The 15,811-nt window shown below is 67.8% G+C and carries 14 protein-coding genes and 1 pseudogene; 4 read left to right on the plus strand and 11 right to left on the minus strand.

All coding sequences use genetic code 11. The features are described from left to right. Positions 1–406 precede the first annotated feature (406 nt). The 5 genes from ACFWU9_RS22185 to ACFWU9_RS22205 all read right to left on the minus strand — a co-directional run bounded on the left by ACFWU9_RS22185 (position 407) and on the right by ACFWU9_RS22205 (position 4,576). Entirely contained in the window at positions 407–1,396 is a 990-nt protein-coding gene (locus ACFWU9_RS22185; RefSeq protein ID WP_384320956.1) for a TIGR01777 family oxidoreductase, read from the minus strand. A 163-nt stretch (positions 1,397–1,559) separates the two neighbouring features. Further along, positions 1,560–1,925: a DUF4440 domain-containing protein gene (locus ACFWU9_RS22190; protein WP_384320958.1), complete on the minus strand. Its 366-nt coding sequence runs from the start codon at positions 1,923–1,925 to the stop codon at positions 1,560–1,562. A 37-nt stretch (positions 1,926–1,962) separates the two neighbouring features. After that, positions 1,963–2,790: a tautomerase family protein gene (locus tag ACFWU9_RS22195; protein ID WP_384320960.1), complete on the minus strand. Its 828-nt coding sequence runs from the start codon at positions 2,788–2,790 to the stop codon at positions 1,963–1,965. Between the two features lie 158 nt (positions 2,791–2,948). Next, a complete protein-coding gene (locus ACFWU9_RS22200) occupies positions 2,949–3,386 on the minus strand; it encodes a cupin domain-containing protein (protein WP_384320962.1) in 438 nt (145 codons plus the stop codon). A gap of 200 nt (positions 3,387–3,586) precedes the next feature. Then, positions 3,587–4,576 (minus strand): helix-turn-helix transcriptional regulator, encoded by a 990-nt coding sequence (locus ACFWU9_RS22205; RefSeq protein ID WP_384320964.1) that lies wholly within the window; start codon positions 4,574–4,576, stop codon positions 3,587–3,589. Positions 4,577–4,668: 92 nt separating this feature from the next. Between ACFWU9_RS22205 and ACFWU9_RS22210 the strand changes: the two genes are divergently transcribed. After that, positions 4,669–5,067: a VOC family protein gene (locus ACFWU9_RS22210; RefSeq protein ID WP_384320966.1), complete on the plus strand. Its 399-nt coding sequence runs from the start codon at positions 4,669–4,671 to the stop codon at positions 5,065–5,067. A 358-nt stretch (positions 5,068–5,425) separates the two neighbouring features. On the opposite strand, the gene ACFWU9_RS22215 is transcribed toward ACFWU9_RS22210, so the two are convergent. From ACFWU9_RS22215 to ACFWU9_RS22225, 3 genes are all read right to left on the minus strand, one after another. Then, positions 5,426–5,833 carry a hypothetical protein gene (locus ACFWU9_RS22215; RefSeq protein WP_384320968.1) on the minus strand — a complete coding sequence of 136 codons (408 nt, stop codon included), beginning with the start codon at positions 5,831–5,833 and terminating at the stop codon, positions 5,426–5,428. Positions 5,834–6,144: 311 nt separating this feature from the next. Next, entirely contained in the window at positions 6,145–6,372 is a 228-nt protein-coding gene (locus ACFWU9_RS22220; RefSeq protein WP_384320970.1) for a DUF6480 family protein, read from the minus strand. Between the two features lie 383 nt (positions 6,373–6,755). Then, on the minus strand, positions 6,756–7,778 hold the full coding sequence (locus tag ACFWU9_RS22225) for a PQQ-dependent sugar dehydrogenase (RefSeq protein WP_384320972.1): 1,023 nt from the start codon (positions 7,776–7,778) through the stop codon (positions 6,756–6,758). A 433-nt stretch (positions 7,779–8,211) separates the two neighbouring features. Here ACFWU9_RS22225 and ACFWU9_RS22230 point away from each other — a divergent pair, with 433 nt between their 5' ends. After that, a complete protein-coding gene (locus tag ACFWU9_RS22230; protein ID WP_384320974.1) occupies positions 8,212–8,667 on the plus strand; it encodes a PGPGW domain-containing protein in 456 nt (151 codons plus the stop codon). Between the two features lie 871 nt (positions 8,668–9,538). On the opposite strand, the gene ACFWU9_RS22235 is transcribed toward ACFWU9_RS22230, so the two are convergent. Next, positions 9,539–10,081, minus strand: coding sequence for a DUF6368 family protein (locus ACFWU9_RS22235; protein WP_384320976.1), 543 nt, complete (start codon positions 10,079–10,081; stop codon positions 9,539–9,541). A 735-nt stretch (positions 10,082–10,816) separates the two neighbouring features. On the opposite strand from ACFWU9_RS22235, the gene ACFWU9_RS22240 reads away from it, so the two are divergent. Further along, positions 10,817–13,486, plus strand: a complete 2,670-nt coding sequence (locus tag ACFWU9_RS22240; RefSeq protein WP_384320978.1) for a hypothetical protein — start codon at positions 10,817–10,819, stop codon at positions 13,484–13,486. Between the two features lie 261 nt (positions 13,487–13,747). Here ACFWU9_RS22240 and ACFWU9_RS22245 read toward each other — a convergent pair. Beyond that, positions 13,748–14,269 (minus strand): annotated as a pseudogene (locus ACFWU9_RS22245) (alpha/beta hydrolase). A 47-nt stretch (positions 14,270–14,316) separates the two neighbouring features. Here ACFWU9_RS22245 and ACFWU9_RS22250 point away from each other — a divergent pair. After that, positions 14,317–14,568, plus strand: a complete 252-nt coding sequence (locus ACFWU9_RS22250; protein ID WP_384320980.1) for a TetR/AcrR family transcriptional regulator C-terminal domain-containing protein — start codon at positions 14,317–14,319, stop codon at positions 14,566–14,568. A gap of 295 nt (positions 14,569–14,863) precedes the next feature. On the opposite strand, the gene ACFWU9_RS22255 is transcribed toward ACFWU9_RS22250, so the two are convergent. Beyond that, on the minus strand, positions 14,864–15,805 hold the full coding sequence (locus tag ACFWU9_RS22255; protein WP_384320982.1) for an oxidoreductase: 942 nt from the start codon (positions 15,803–15,805) through the stop codon (positions 14,864–14,866). Positions 15,806–15,811: the final 6 nt, after the last annotated feature.

Genomic DNA, 15,811 nt, shown 5'->3' on the forward strand with positions numbered 1-15,811 from the left:
CTTCCTTCGCAGTGGACCTCTGCTGCGTGTGTCAGGTGCTCACTATGCAGGACGGAACGCCATAAACAGGACTTTTCTGCCACGCAGGGGCGCCAGCACCACGCGCCCCACCCCCCCCGGGCGGGCAGGGTCTCCGCATGGGGCTGGTGCGACCGACGCGAGGTGTGCTGGCGGCGGGTACGGATCTCCGCCCAGGGCTGAGGGCACCGCCGATGCCGCTCTTCCCGCCCTCTGCCATGCTCGGCAACGCTCCGGAGAGCCGACGGGCCTTCCGGCCGCCCGCGCGACGGCACCCCGCCGGCCGAACGCGCCCTAGTCGTACGTCTTGGAGGCTTCCCCGCTCTCGCGACCGCGCCGAAGCGCCGATCCCGCCCGCACACCAGAGGGCACGAGGCCCGCCACCTGGTCAGGCCGAGTTCCGCACCGCCCGCAGAGTTTTCGTCGCGCTCTCCCGGCGCGCTCGCGCGCGGTGGGCCAAGTCGGCCGCCGCCTCCCGCCAGCGCCCGTGCTCGAACTCGAATCCCGCGTCCAGCAGCCGGCCCGGTGTCACCCGCCTGCTCTTCAGGAGCAGTTCGGTGTCGGTACGAAGCGCGAACGCGCCCAATTCGGCCATCCGCCGCGTCGCCGGCAGGCCGAGCGGCATGCCCCAGGCCTCCCGTAGCGCCCGCATGAAGTCCCGCTGAGGGAGCGGTTCGGGTGCGGCAAGGTTGACCGGACCCTCGATGTCCTCGCGCTCGATCAGGAACCGCACCGAGCGCACGAAGTCGACGTCGTGGATCCACGAAACGTACTGCCGCCCGCCGGCGACCGCACCGCCGAGGCCGAGACGGGTCAGGCCGAGCAGGGCGTCGAAGACCCCGCCGCGGTCCGGGCTCATCACCATCGCGCTGCGAAGCGCGACCTTCCGGGTCGCTGGCGTGTTGGCGATTTCCTGCTCGCGCTCCCAGTTCCGGGCGATCCGGACGCTGTACTCCCAGTAGTCCGGAACGCCCTGCTCCGCGCCGCCGATGATGCCGGTCGCCTCGTCGTTCGGGGCGTCGAACCGGTGGGCGTAGACGGTTGCCGTGCTCATCTGCAGCCAGACCTTCGGTGGCCGCGCCGCCGCCGCGATCGCCTCGCCCACGACGCGGGCGGAGTCGACCCGCGAGGCCATCATCTCGCGCAGGTTGGCCGCGGTGTAGCGACAACTGACGCTGCGTCCGGCCAAGTTGACCACGGCGTCGGCGCCGTCGACGGCCTCGGCCGCCCAGGGGCCGAGCGTACGGCCGTCCCACGCCAACTCGTGTTTCCGCGTCGGCCGCCTGGTCAGGATCACGACCTCGTGGCCTGCCGCCGTCAGCGCACGGTCAAGGACTCCGCCGACCTGTCCCGTTCCCCCGGGAAGAACAATCCTCATCGCGCCCAAGCCCCCTCCGCCGGCTGCTCGGACAAAGCCTACGCCTACTTTTGAACGCGTTCAAAAGTAGGGTGGTCTTCTCTGGAAGCCGTTCGAGAGCGACACCACGATGCCGTGTTGACCGGTTGCGCTTCCGCGCTTGACGGTCGGCGGGCTCAATCACTCAGCTCGTCAAAGTGCCCTGGTGGAAGTACATCCGCCAGCCCGCTTCCGTCGAACGCCACAGAGAACTCCGCCATGCGCGACGCCCTCTGTTGTCCGCGAAGTACGTCAGATGAACGATGCCGGGAGCGAGCACCGCCCCTCTCATCTCACTGACCGTCATCGGCGCCTCCGGGACCACGGACCCCGCACTCGTCACCGTGAGAATCGACGTCGCGTCCCAGCGCCGCCCGGATGCTCCGATCTCGATGAAATCCGGGTCCAGAAGCTCCGAGACCAGGGCGGGCGAAGCGCGTACGACGGGGTCGAGAAGCCGTATCTCCGCTGCTACAGCCGCCTGAACGGCCCGCTCGTTCTCGTCTGCCATGCGCGAACCTTACGTACATGGCATCGGTTCCCGGCTGTCAGCCGGGGATGGTGGTGACGGCGGCGGTGTCGGCGTAGAGCTGGGCGCTGACGAGAGTGCCGTCGGCGGTCTCGAAGAGCCAGAGGTTGTGGAAGACCAGTGTCTTGCCGGTCGCCTTCGGCACGGCTGTGTTCGTCAGTTGCACGGTGAAGTGATCGTCGCCTTCGAGGATCTGGTCCACGCTGGACTTGAAGGACTCCCAGACCTCCGCCCCGCCCGGTACACCCGAGAAGAAGCTCCTGAAGGCATCGGGGCCGGTGAACTCGCCACCGTAGGGGAGAGAGGCGGGCACACTGAGCAGGAAATCGTCGCTGAGCATCGGCAGAATCAGGTCAAGATCGCGGCGTTCGAACAGTCCGGAGAGCGCGTAGGCCATCTCGGGCCTGGTGTAGGCCCTGCCGGCGGCGGACTGGTCGCGGGCCGCCTCCAGGGCCTCGGCGGCCACGGCATCGGTACCGAGCACACCACCGGCGAACGAGAAACTCTCCGGCGGGACCACGGTGATCAGCACCGACACATCGGCCGGATCGATCCCCGGCCCCTCCCGCAGCAACCGGACGAGGGTCTTGCACAGCCTTCGCTTGACCCGAGCCCCACGGTCGGCGCTGTCGGTGATCCTGAAGACGATCCAGTCGTCGGAGCGCGGACCGCCGTGGAAGGCGCGGCTGAACACCATCTCGTTCGGATCGTGCTGGTGGATGAGCTGGAAGTCGTTCTCCGGAGCCACCTTCAGCTCAGCGACCACGGCATCGTGCGCGGCCCGGGAGACGGCTTGGAGGTAGTCGGCGGACTTGCCGCGAGCCAGCGAGATCTCGACAAACGGCATGAGTGGTCCTCTCCTGGGAGGCTCCGACGAACCAGTCAGACCCTTTTTAGGTCCGTGCACCAATTTGCCACCATATGGATCACGCCGCACATAGCGCGGTGCGGTGCCCCCGTGCCCGGTCCCGACGTCGGGGGGCGTCAGGACCGGCCGAGGTCCGGCTACTGGAAGTCGCAGCCCGGGTTGGGGGCATCGGCCGACAGGGGTGCGCCATGAGGGAGGACATACAACACATGCAGGACGACGGGTGTGGTCCCGAGGTTGCGCCCAATGTGAACGTTCTGCGCGCCGGAAGGCTCTGTCAGCGCAGTTCCCGCTTCGTGGACACCGTTGGACTCGCAGGTCGAGTCGAAGTGGCTGAGGGTTCCCCTCTCGACGTAGCCGTACAGAGTGCCGTGATGGAAGTGCCAGCCAGTGCTCTCACCGGCAGGGATGGTGACCCGGCGCAGGATGTAGTCCTTGCCGCCGACCGTGGTCTGCGAAATGATCTTGCCTGTCACCCCGGGGCCGCTCGGTGTCGCCTCCGCGGTGGTGACACCCGCCAGTGTCGCTGTCGCGGCGAAAGCCGCGATCATTCCCACTCGCATGCGCTTGCTCATGTCGATGTCCTTCTCTCCTGACGGTCCTCGCCGGCCGTGGATCGGAAGGCGGAAGACGGAAGACGCGGTGTTGTCGGTGAACTGTCTGTACGGCGCAGCCCCAGGTCTGCCCAGAGCCACCCGTCGCGACACGCCGGCGCATGGCCTGGCCGTTCACCTGACGGTTCGGCACCCAACCAGCCAGAGGCCAGAATTCCGGCTCAGGCTTGACGGGCGCGGGATGCCAGGCGGTCGGCGAACGCGCCCACGAGGTCGCGCAGTTCGTCGGGGCGCTCGATGACGAACGGCCGGTCGAGTGACGCGATCACCGGTGGCAGCCAGTGGAGGCTTTCCGCCCGCAGCTCGACCCGCAGCCAGCGCTCGGTGTCCGGATCCGCGCCCGCCGTGGGCTCGTACTCCTCCAGGCTCGCGACGCTGGCCGGCAGCCGGGCCCGTATCTGCTCGACCGTCCCGTGCACCCGCAGGGTCACCGCGTACCGGTACTCGGCCGTGGCGAACCCCGACACGACACGCTGCGCGGGATCGAGTCCTGCGGGTACTTCGTACGAGCCCGGCAGGGTTCTCGCGCCGGCGATTCGGTCGAGCCGGAAGGTCCGGTCCTCGCCGATGTCGGGGTCCGTACCCGTGACGTACCACCGGCCCGAATGGGCGACGATCCCGTACGCGTGCAGCGGACGTTCGCTGCCCCGGCCCTCCCGGTCGGTGTATCTGATCGAGACGGGTCGTCGGTGGCGTACCGCGTCGGCGAGGGTGAGCAGGACCTCGGCGTCGGGGGTGGCGAACTCGCCGGGAGGAGCGGTGAAAGCGAGGGATTCCAGGACCGTGTCGAGCTTGCGGGTCAGGCGCTCCGGCAGCACCCTGCGGATCTTGGCCGCCGCCGTCTCGCTCGCCGTGTCCGCGGTCGTCATCAGCCCCGCCCGCCGGCCGGCGACCAGCCCGAGCAGCACGGCGAGCGCCTCGTCGTCGCTGAGCATGAGCGGCGGCAGGCGGTACCCGGAGCCGAGCCGGTATCCGCCGTGGCGACCCCGTACCGCCTCCACCGGTACGTCGAGGTCGGTCAGCTGGTCCACGTACCGCCGCACGGTCCGCCCGTCGACGCCGAGCCGCTCGGCGAGTTCGGCCATCGTCCGGATGCCGCCCGACTGCAGCAGCTCCAGGAGAGTCAGCACGCGCCCGGTGGGTCGAGACATGGTCCGAGCCTAGCGCGAATAGTGGACCGATTCTGTCCACTATCTGTCCTAGCCTGCGCAGTGCACCGACTTCATCAACCCGGGAGAACACCATGGACCTCGTCTCGATCCGCATCATCACGAACGACGTCGCGCGCCTCGTCTCGTTCTACGAGAACGCCACAGGGGTATCGGCGACGTGGGCCACCGAGGACTTCGCCGAACTCAGCACCCCCAGAGGCACTCTCGCGATCGCGAGCACCAAGACCGTTCCGCTGTTCGCGCCGGGTTCCGCAACCCCGGAGGACGACCGCAGCGTGATCATCGAGTTCCTCGTGGACGACGTGGACCGCGTGTACGGAAACCTGACCGAGTCGGTCACCGACTTCGTCAACGAGCCCACCACGATGCCCTGGGGCAACCGGGCACTGCTCTTCCGCGACCCCGACGGCAATCTCGTCAACTTCTTCACCCCGGTCACTCCGGAGGCCATCGAGAAGTTCGCCCGCTGACGCGAGACACGGTCGCTCGGACGGGAGCGCAGGGGCCGCTGGTCAGCGATCGACCACCCAGAGCGCGTCCACCGGCCATGATCCCGTGCGAACGATGTGCTCCACGAGCCTGAACACGATGCCCGCCGCATGCGCTCGGTTCCGAGCCCGGCTCCGACCTCAAGGACCCAACAGCGCGTCGTACAGCAAGTTCGCCAACCCGCACTGGCTTCGCCGCCTCTGGATCCGCTGGACCGAGGCAGCTGTTGCGCTGCGGGAGGTCACTCGCGTCGACGATCGGGCAAACGTTGGCGAGCCCGGACCGATGCGGTCCGGGCTCGCGGTGTGAGTACGGCGGTGCGCGTACGGCGATCGGTGGTCAGCCGGCCCAGACTCCGGAGTTCGCCGAGGTGTGACCGAAGTCGAAGATGAAGCGGGTGCCGTCCAAGACGTCGGTGGCGACCACAGTCCACTGGCCCGCCGGGGCGGTCTTCCACGAGGTCTGGCAGGACGAGCCACCGGAGGACGGACGGAAACAGACCGCGATCGTGGTGGTCGTGTTGGGCTTGATGTTGATGTCGTTGCAGTTGCCCGTTGTCAGGAGCGACGAGGATCCGTTGCTCGGGACCCACCGCTGGCCCGCCGGCTTGGAGTAGGACTTCGCGCTGCCGTAACAGGACTGGGCCGTCTGAGGCCCGGCTGTCGCAGTGGACGTGGACGCGGCGGTGAGCCCGCCGGCCGCCAAGGCGGCGGCGGCCCCCATACGGAGCGTGCGTGAACGAATCATGATTCCCCCTGTGGAACGCACCGGTGCTTCCGGCGCTCCACCGAAGGTAAGAACCGTCAAGCCCGTCCGAACAGCCCTGTTCTGGTCACCATTGGTTTAACCATGGCAAATTACTTGTCAGTGCGCATACAAGCCGGGTGAATCCGGCCTCGTCGAGGCAACCGCGGGGCCGGGGCGGTGCTTCCAGGGGCCCGTGTCTCTGCGTCCGCCACGCCCCCGGTGTACGGCCTCCGTGTAGTCGTACGGGAACGCACCCCGGAGACGGGCCACCGGCCGGGGACGCGGTCCTGGCGAGGTCGGTCGGCGGGTTCTTAGTCCTGAACGAGTACCGCGTATCCCACCAAGCCGACGACCAGCATCAGGACCACCACACCGATCGCGATCAGCGGGCCGGCGGCCCACCCGTTCGGCGGGTCGTTTCTCGGCCCGGCCTCGGACGTACTTCCCTCTGCCGGTGGCGTCTCGCCGGGCGGCACACCACCTCCAGGCTCCAGGCCGGGGGTGTTGTCGGGATCGGGGTCGGGATTCGAGGGAGTCATGGACCTTGGGTGCCCATTTCACACTTCGGATAATCCACTAGATATCGGGCATTCGAAGGCCTCCGACCCCGATGCTCGGGGGCTTACCGTGCGCGCGGCCGGCGGGCCTCGCCCACCCCTCGGTGCGTACGTGGGCGGTGGCACCCGGCTGTGGTCGAACTGACGTCCCCTCGGACCCCGAAGAAACGACGGAGCGCGAAAAGAACCCCGCCGTCCGCGGGTCTCGAATCGTCAAAAGGCGCTTGTTGATAGAACGCAGCCGTGGAAAGCCCATGCTGCCGATGGCCTCGCCAAGCGGGTAACAGACAGAATCACACCCGCCCGGCGAGGCACCCATGAGGACAAACAGGCGACCTTCAAAAAACCAATGACCTCTCAGGCCGTCACGGGGTCAGCCTGAGTATCAGGTCGTGGTCGGGGCCCTTGCGGCCGTTGGTCAGCACCCACAGCGAGCCGTCCGGGGCCGACTCCACGAGCCGCAGGCGGCCGTACTGCCCGGTCAGCAACTGCTCCGGCGACGAGCCGTCGGTGGCGATCCGGTAGAGCCGCTCCCCACGCAGCCCCGCGACCCAGATCTTCCCGTCGTGGTACGTCATCCCGCTGGGGGAGGCGTCGGCGGGTTTCCAGGTCGCGATCGGGTCCGTGTAGTCGGGCTCCCCACCGGTGCCCTCCACCTCGGGCCAGCCGTAGTTGGCGCCGGGTTCGACCCGGTTCAGCTCGTCGAGGTTGTGGTGGCCGAACTCGGAGACGTACAGCCGACCCTTGTCGTCCCAGGCGAGCCCCTGCGGGTCGCGGAACCCCCAGCTGTACACCGGCGAGCCCTCGATCGGATTGCCCGGTGCGGGCTCGCCCGCCGCCGTGATCCGGAGGATCTTGCCGCCCAGGTCCTCGCGATCCTGGGCCCGGGAACGCTCGTCGGCTTCCCCGGTGGTCACGTAGAGCATGCCGTCCGGACCGAACCTGATGCGTCCGCCATTGTGGATCTTGCCGCTGGGGATCCCGGTCAGGATCGGCTCGGGCGGAGCCGACGAATCCAGCCGCAGCCGGCTCACCCGGCTGTCCTGCTCGGTCGTGTAGTAGACGTAGATCCAGCCGTCCTTCTCGTAGGTGGGGGAGACCGCCACCCCCTGCAACCCGGCTTGGACGACAGGCTCCGCGATCTCGTCGATCGTCCGGACCTCGGTGAGCTGCCCGCTCGGGGCGACCTTCCGCAGGCGGCCACTCTCGCGCTCGGTGACCAGCGCCGACCCGTCGGGGAGGAACGCCAGGTCGAAGGGGTACCGCAGCCCGCTCACGACCGGTTCCACGGCGGCGGGTTTCGCCACCGGGGCGTCGCGGACAGTCGGGCGCGCCCACCAGCCGAAGAAGGAACCGTAGAAGTAAACCCCGACGCCGGCCGCTGCCACCAGCAGACCAGCTAAACCAAGTACGAGTATTCGTCGCCGTCGCATGGGTTGATCGTAGGAATTTCCCCATGGAGGCATCCACCTCGGATCGGTGACTGTCAGCTGAAGAATTGGATCCGCATTTGATTGATGAAGATCGCCTCGTTTGCCCTACGGACTGTCCCTTATGCGCGGACCGAGCAGCCGACATGCCGAGCCGCGGAAACATCAGGGCCACCATTACGTCATCCAGTTGTGGTCCGGGATTCCCCGCTCTGATTCCTTATTGCCTGGAGAGGCATTTGCGTACCAGGTGCGGAACGGGGCACTGGCCCGAGCCGCGCGTGAGGCTTCCGGTCCGCCTGGGTGCTGGGGTGGCGGTGTGTCCGGGCCCGTCGTAGACAGGAGTCATGAGCGAGGTGACCCATGCCGGCCCGCGCTGATGACGCTGTAGATGACTGCGAGCCGTCCCTGTCCTGCCCGGAGAGATAAGAAGGAGAGTGAGGTGCATAGACAAACTGCTCTTCGTCGGGGGCTCGCGCTCGTAGGAGGAGTGCTGCTTCTGCTCGTCGGTATCGCGCTGCTGGTCCTGCCGGGTCCGGGTCTGCTGCTGGTACTGGCAGGGCTGCTGGTTCTTTCCAATCAGTTTCCTGCGGTCGCCCGCTTTGTCGATCCGGTACGGGAACGAGCGATGTTCGCGGCCAGGGAGAGCGTCTCCTCATGGGTCCGCATCGCGGGAGCCGCCCTCGTCGCGGCGGCGCTTTTCGTGGCCGGCCTGTTCTGGGGACTGATGCCCGAGCTACCGCTGGGCGGCTGGCCTACGGGGGCGGGGTTGATCCTGTCGAGCGTGCTTCTTGTCGCGCTGCTGGTGTACAGCTACCGCACGACGCGTGGTGATCCTCGGGAGTGACGCTGGGGCGGGACGCGGGGACAGGTTGCGTGACCGGCCTGCGGCCGGTCGGTCGATGTCGTGCGTCGTGGACGACGGTCCTCGCAAGCCTGGCTTCGTTCACCTGGTGAGTGACTGCTGCACTTCCTTTGGCATCTCCGGAAGTTGCGTCGAAACGATCAGTGGCCGGTGAAACTGACGCGACGGTTCGGGACGGCGACAAGGGTCTCGCTCCGGTGCACACCGCAGGTGCCTTGTGAGGGTTGCGGAACGTGGTCCTGTCGGGTCCACAGCTCGTGCCTCCGGTTTCGCGCTGACGTTCCGAGTGTGGGACGAAGCGTCGTACTCCAGCTGCGGGTCCGTTCGGTTCACCTGCCGGAACGCCGAGTGCGGACGTCGCACGTTCGTCGAGCAGATACCCGGCTTGACCCGATTTCACGGCCAGCGGACCGGCTGCGATCGGTCTCGCCTTCGCGGGCCGGGCCTGGCGCCCGCGTGGCCCACTTCGTCGGAGTCCCGATCAGCCGCAGGCACGGACCTCAGTCCTCGACGAGTACAAGACCTAGCTCGACGACCGCTGGAACGAGGGCCGTACGAACGCCTCGAAGCTGTGGGGGAGATCGTCCCGCTCGGCTACAAGGGCAGCTACCAGCGAGTTCGCACTTACCTCCGCCGGAAGCGCACCTCGCCTCGGCCCGTGACAGCCGGGCCACCCCCGTACAGCCGCCGGATGGATCCTCCGCCCTCCGGAAACCTTCTCCGCGACCGAACACCTCCGCCTGAAGGCCACGCCAACCGGATCAAGAGGCTCAAGCGCCAGATGTTCGGCGGCGCTGGCTTCACCCTGTTACGCAAGCGTGCACTTCTCACCTGAGAACTAGCTGGCCTGCCGTTACTGCAGGAGCCGGAAGCCGGGCTGCCGAGCCCACGCTCTGAGGAATTCCCCTGAACCGTAGGCGGCAGGCCACGGCTCGGTCATCGTCGCGATGATGCCTGGAAGACCGGTCACAATCGGGACTTGATCCTCAAGAAGTTCGGCATTGGCGATGCCACCGATCACGTCCATGACGGCAGCGGTCAGCAGGGCGGTCGCGACGTGGTCGACCGGCCTGTCGCAGAACGCTATGACGTCGACGGCGTGGGTCGGGGTGAAGCCGATGAGGGGATCCTGGTCGACTTCGTCGGCGTGCTCGGCCTCGAAGATGCCCTCGTCGCCGACGCCAGGTCCCATGAGAGAGACCATGACAGGTCGGCGTCCATCGATGCCCCCGGTGTCGGCGATGCCGAGGCTCTCCGCGTGAATGTTCAGGTCGTACTCGCCGACCCGCTTCTCTTCAAAGCGAGATGAGGAACGGACAAGGAGTTCCCGGAGCCGCTGGATGGATATGGCTGGAACGGTCTCCGCCAACTCAATCACCAACACGGGTCCGCTCATGACGAGAGCCTAGCCAGCCTGGGCTCCCATCCCAACCGGTTCCTCAGCGTGCTCTCACCACAGAGGGTGAGCCAGAACCACAACGCGTGGTCAAAAGCCGCAAGCCGCTGGCCGAGAGCGACGCCGACGCTCTGGTCGCAATGCGGCTTGCACTGTGGTCGTCCGGTGGTTGCCGAGGCTCGTACGCATCAGACGGCGCCTTTGGAACTTCCCCGGTCCCGCCACTCAACTCCGGGTGAGCAGCGATACCTCGGTGGCCGTAGTCAGTGGATCCCGCCACGTGGCTTCGGCTTCGCGTGGGCGCGCCCCAGGTCGCCGCACCAGAGCTCCCGACCGATCAGACACCCGATGAATCCGGAGCCAGCCGTGGACGTTCCTGGCCGTGCCGCGAGGGTTCGGCGGTAACCACGCCCCAATGCCCCTGCCGTACAAGCGCGTTGACGCGACAGCCTTGCGCAGAGTCTTGACAGGTAGGGGCGGGCGCCTCGACTATTCACCAGACATCGGATGTAAGCGTGTGGGTTCGGGGTCTCGGTCCACCCGAGGTACCGCTCCGACGCGCGTAAGTCTTCCAGCGGACGCGATACCCGTCCGTTCGTCACCACCCGGGGCCCGGACTCCCGGCGCGGAGGGGCCCTTTGCCGGGTGTTCGCGCTGCCCGGCCCCCCATGCCAGCCCTCCAGCCCTCCGGTCATCCGTAATGACCTCATCTCCGTACAGGGGAAGGACCCGATCGTGTCACCAGATGGTTCGATCACGCGGCGGCTGCTGCGCCGCGCCGGCTCGGTCGCGGCAGCTCTCGGTCTGATTCTGACGGCGCTCGTCGGCGAGTCCGCCGCCGCCGCGCCTCCCGTGACGCTCTACGCGTCGCCGTCCGGGACGGGTTCGGCCTGTTCTGCCTCGGCGCCGTGTTCGCTGTCCGGTGCCCAGGAGGCCGTCCGGTCCCACCTTGCCGGGGGGTCCGCGGATGTCACCGTCCTGCTGGCCGATGGTGCGTACCGTCTGTCGAGGACCTGGTCCCTGACTCCGGCCGACTCGGGGACGCCGGGTCATCCGGTGGTGTGGAAGGCCGCGCCGGGCGCGCGGCCGGTGATCTCGGGGGCCTCGCGGGTCACCGGTTGGACGCAGCGCGGGTCGAGCGGGGTGTGGTCGGCTCCGGTGCCCGCCGGGAGCGACAGCCGGCAGCTGTACATCGACGGCCGTAAGGTCCCGGTAGCGCAGTCGACTCCCGCGACACTCGGATTCCGCGGCTCGTGGACGGGAACGTCCACGGGCTACACGATCTCCGGCGACCCGGCGGCGATGGCGTGGTTCGGCTCGCTTTCCGCAGCTCAGGTGGCGGGGGTCGAGTTCGCCTACCCCGGTGGCAACGGGCCCTGGACCGAGTCGAGATGCCGTGTGGCGAGCTTCTCCGCGTCGGCTGGCACGTTGAGGATGACCCAGCCGTGCTGGACCAATGTGACCGCCCGGGCGTCCTACGCGCAGGCCAGCGGCGGTCTGCCGTCCATGTCACCCAACACGATGCCCGCGCGCGTCGAGAACGCGCAGGCTTTGATCGGTTCAGGGCAGTGGTTCCTGGACGGCGCCGGCGGCACGCTGTACTACAAGCCGTCCGCAGGCCAGCAGATGTCCGCCCTCGACGTGGAACTGCCCCGTCTGGAGACCCTGGTTCAGGGCGCCGGTACTCTCGCCGCGCCCATTCACGACATCACCTTCAGCGGCCTTCAGTTCTCCTACGCGACCTGGAACGCCCCCTCCACCAGCGTCGGGTTCTCCGACGTGCAGAGCAATCTGCGGATGACCGGCGCGAACAACCAGGGCATGTGCGGGTTCTCCAACCCCGCCGGAAGCTGCCCGTGGGGATCGCTGACCCAACCCCTGGCGAACGTCTCGTTCACCGCCTCCAAGAACATCACCCTCACCGGCAACCGGTTCAGCGGGCTTGGCGGCGCGGGACTCGGCGTGATGTACGGAGCGACCAACACCCTCATCCAGGGCAACGAGTTCACCGACATCGCCTCGACCGCGCTCCTCCTCGGCTGCACGTACGACCCGCTGCCGACCAATCCGTCCGACGCCGCGGGGATCAAGCGGAACTGCACCCCCAACGGAGCCAGCGAGACCGCCGTGATCGGCACGAACGAGATCCTGACCGGTACCACCGTGGCGGACAACGTCATCCATCACATCGGTACCGACTACTCCTCCGCCAGCGGCATCACCCTGCTGTTCTCCCGGAACACGACCATCACCAGGAACAACCTGTACGACCTTCCCTACACCGGCATCACGGCCGGAGTCATCCAGGGCCATGTCAATCAGGCGACCACCCCGCAGAACACCACGAACATCAACAGCTCGAACACCATCAGCAACAACATCCTCCATGACTACCTGTCCGTCCGCAGCGACGGCGGCGCCGTCTACGTCGAGGGGCACCAGGCGGAGTACGTGTACCAGTCGGACGGGACGACGATCGATCCGGTCCGGACTCTGGCCAAGGGCCTTCAGGTCACCGGCAACGTCGCCTACAACGGTCCTACGACCAACTTCACCTACTACAACGACGCCGGCTCGGAATGGATCAACTGGCAGGGAAACGTAGCCTTCCGCGCCGGGGACAAGGCACACGGCGGCTGTAGTCCGACGGGCCACTTCTGGATCACCGGCAACTACTTCTCCGCCGGGATCCAGTCGTACCCGTGTGCCCAGCCCGTCGACACCCACGCGAGCGGGAACACGACCATCCCGTCAGCCCCCAGGCCGTCCGACATTCCCAGCGCCCTGCTGCGCGGCGCGGGCACGGGCTCCGGCTCCTTCACGCCGAATCTCTCCGTACCCGCGAAGATCTTCTACGTGTCGCCCACGGCCGGCGCGACGGAGGTCCTTGTCGCCGGTGAGGGCTTCGGCCCGGCAACGCGCGTGTACATCGGCACGACGCAGGTGGCCAATGTGACCCGCCTGTCGAGCGGGTTCATGGTTGTCCCGGTTCCGGCCGGCACCTCAGCGGGGCAGATCTCCCTCACTCCGCAGGTCCCCGGGTCGATCCGGCTCAACGACGACGACGGCGCCATCACGTACAGCGGATACTCCTACGCGGGAGGCCGCTCGTACGGTGACCACCAGAACGACGTCCACTACGCGACGTCGGACGGGGCGACCGCGTCGCTGACCTTCACCGGCACCAGAGTCACGGTGTACGGCGAACAGAACACCGACCAGGGAAACATCGGCATCAGCATCGACGGCGGACCGCAGCAGGTCGTCAGCACACTGCCGACCGACGGCGTACGGCATGCGAACGTCGCGGTGTACACATCCGGTCTGCTCTCCTCGGGCAGACACACCATCGTGGTGACCAAGCTGTCCGGTCAGTACAGCACCCTCGACGGATTCCTGGTGTAGGGACGGGCGAACCGGGTCCGCCGCCGCACTGGCCGCCGCAACCGTGGGCACCGAGCATCCCTGCTCGGTGCCCACGGTCCGGCGGCGATGTCAGTTTCGCGGTTGCCCGCTGCGGAAGCGTGCCAAGCCGGTGAGGAGACGAACCGCTCTGCCCCGAACCGGAGTTGAGTAACGCCCCACTTACCCGGGTCGCGCTTGGCTCGGGAGAGTCAGGGGCGGCATCGGCCCGGGCGGCTGTCCCGGACAGACGCCGCGCTGCCATCAGCCGCGTGCGGCCCGCTTGATGAGGTCGGCGGTCGCCGTGGGCCGGGAAACGTAGACGGAGTGGCCGGCGCCCGGGACCTCGGCGGTCTGCGCGCCGATTCTCTCCGCCATAGCGCGCTGCGCGGCCGGAGGAATCATCCGGTCGCCGCCGGCGAAGAGGTACCAGGCCGGCTTGCTGTGCCACGCTGCCTCGCTCACGGTGCCGTTGATTGCGTCGAGGCCTCACGTCACCTGTGAGTCCGCCATGAACTGGGCCTGCTCGCACGGCAGATCACCGGTGAAGGAGTCGGCGAACTTGACGCGGTCCAGTGCCAGGAATCCGGTGACCGGCGGCAGGACCGGGAGGATCGTCGGCGCTGGGTCGGCTGTCAGCGTGGCCACCGACTCGCCCTTGTCCGGGGCAAATGCCGAGATGTAGTCCAGCGCGGAGAGCTTCTCGTGTGTGACGGCCTCGGTGATAACCGCACCGCCGTAGGAGTGGCCGACCAGGACCACCGGCCCGGGCACGGACTTGAGCACCTGGCGGTTGGCACGACGGCCACGTTGAAGCCGTCCGCACCGAGGCTATGCGCGATGCCGACCTGGATCACAGCGACGACCTGGAGACCGGCCTTGTCGAAGTCGGCCGCGCGTGGATGCGCATGCTCCAGCCTGATGTCCTGGCCTGGCGCCGGCTGGTCATCGGCGAGGCCGCCCGGCTCCCGCAACTGGCCACCGCCTGGGACGAACACGGCCCCGGCGAAGTCCGCAAGATCCTGAAGCCCCGCTTCCGGGTCCCGGCCGAACGCGGCCTGATGCCCCTGGACCCGGACCCCTAACTCACCGTCGCCTTCTACGCCCGCACAATGATCCCCCCCCCCGTTCGAGATCGCGATGCTCAACATCGACTTCGCCCCCACCCAGGATGTCACCGAGACATACATCCGTGGCGGCGTGAAGATGTTCCTCGCCCTCTACGCCACCACGATCGGCACCACAGCCGACGCAACCGAAGGCTGGGCCGAACACCGGGCGGAGCCGACGGCAGAGTTCTGCGGCTCGTCGGCATCACACCGCACAGACGGTGCGCGCGACGGAATCCAGACGCCCAACAGGTGGGGGCGCCGTCGCCCATCACACAGACCCGCCGGAAAGATAGGTAAGGCCGGTCAGGTTCTCCGCCTCTGCCCAGAGACGCTGACCTGTGCCGGTGTCCGCGGCTTCGATGCTGAGGCGAGCCTCCTTCACCCCCCTGCCGCGCACTTCCGCGAAGCCGGAGGGTCCGAAGTACTGCCCTCCTCGCACAGCAGGCGCCGTCGCCGCGTGGAGCTGGGGCAGCGCTCCTTGCCTGCTTGGCGACTGGAGGAACAACAGGACGGTCCGGGCCATGAGCCGCTCGGCCCGGCCCCGCTCCTCATAGGCCCTTGGGTTGAGGTTGCTGCGGCTCATTCCGGGATGGGCGATCACGCTCAGAACGGGTGAACCGGTGGCACGCAGACGGCGGTCGAGTTCGAGGCCGAAGACGGTCGTGGCGAGTTTGGAGCGGTTGTACGCGCGAGAGGCGTCGTAGGCGTCCCGAGACATGAGGTCGGCGAAGTCGAGGTGGGCGTTCCTGTGGGTGAGCGACCCGACGTTGACCACCCTCGGGGCGTCGGCACGGCCGAGAGAAGGGAGCAGCAGTCCGGTGAGGGCGAAGTGGCCGAGCATGTTGGTCCCCATGTGGAGTTCGAACCCGTCGGCCGTCGTGCGGGCAGTTCCCAGCATCATCACACCGGCGTTGTTGATCAGCAGGTCGATCGCCGGGAAGTCGTTCGCCAACCTTTTCGCGAAGGCATGGACGGATGCGAGCGAGGCCAGGTCGAGCTCGCGCACCTGAAGATCAGCGCCGGGTACCGTGTCGCGGATCGTGTCGAGAGCCCGCCCACCGGCCGTGACGTCGCGCACGGAGAGTACGACCCTGGCGCCGCGCCGGGCGAGCTCGGTCGCCGTGACAAGACCGAGGCCTGAGTTCCCGCCGGTCACGACGGCGACCCTGCCGTGCTGGTGGGGAATGCTGGGGGTGTTCCACGCGGCCATGGCAGG

This window comes from Streptomyces sp. NPDC058653 (assembly GCF_042716895.1).
Lineage (GTDB): Bacteria > Actinomycetota > Actinomycetes > Streptomycetales > Streptomycetaceae > Streptomyces.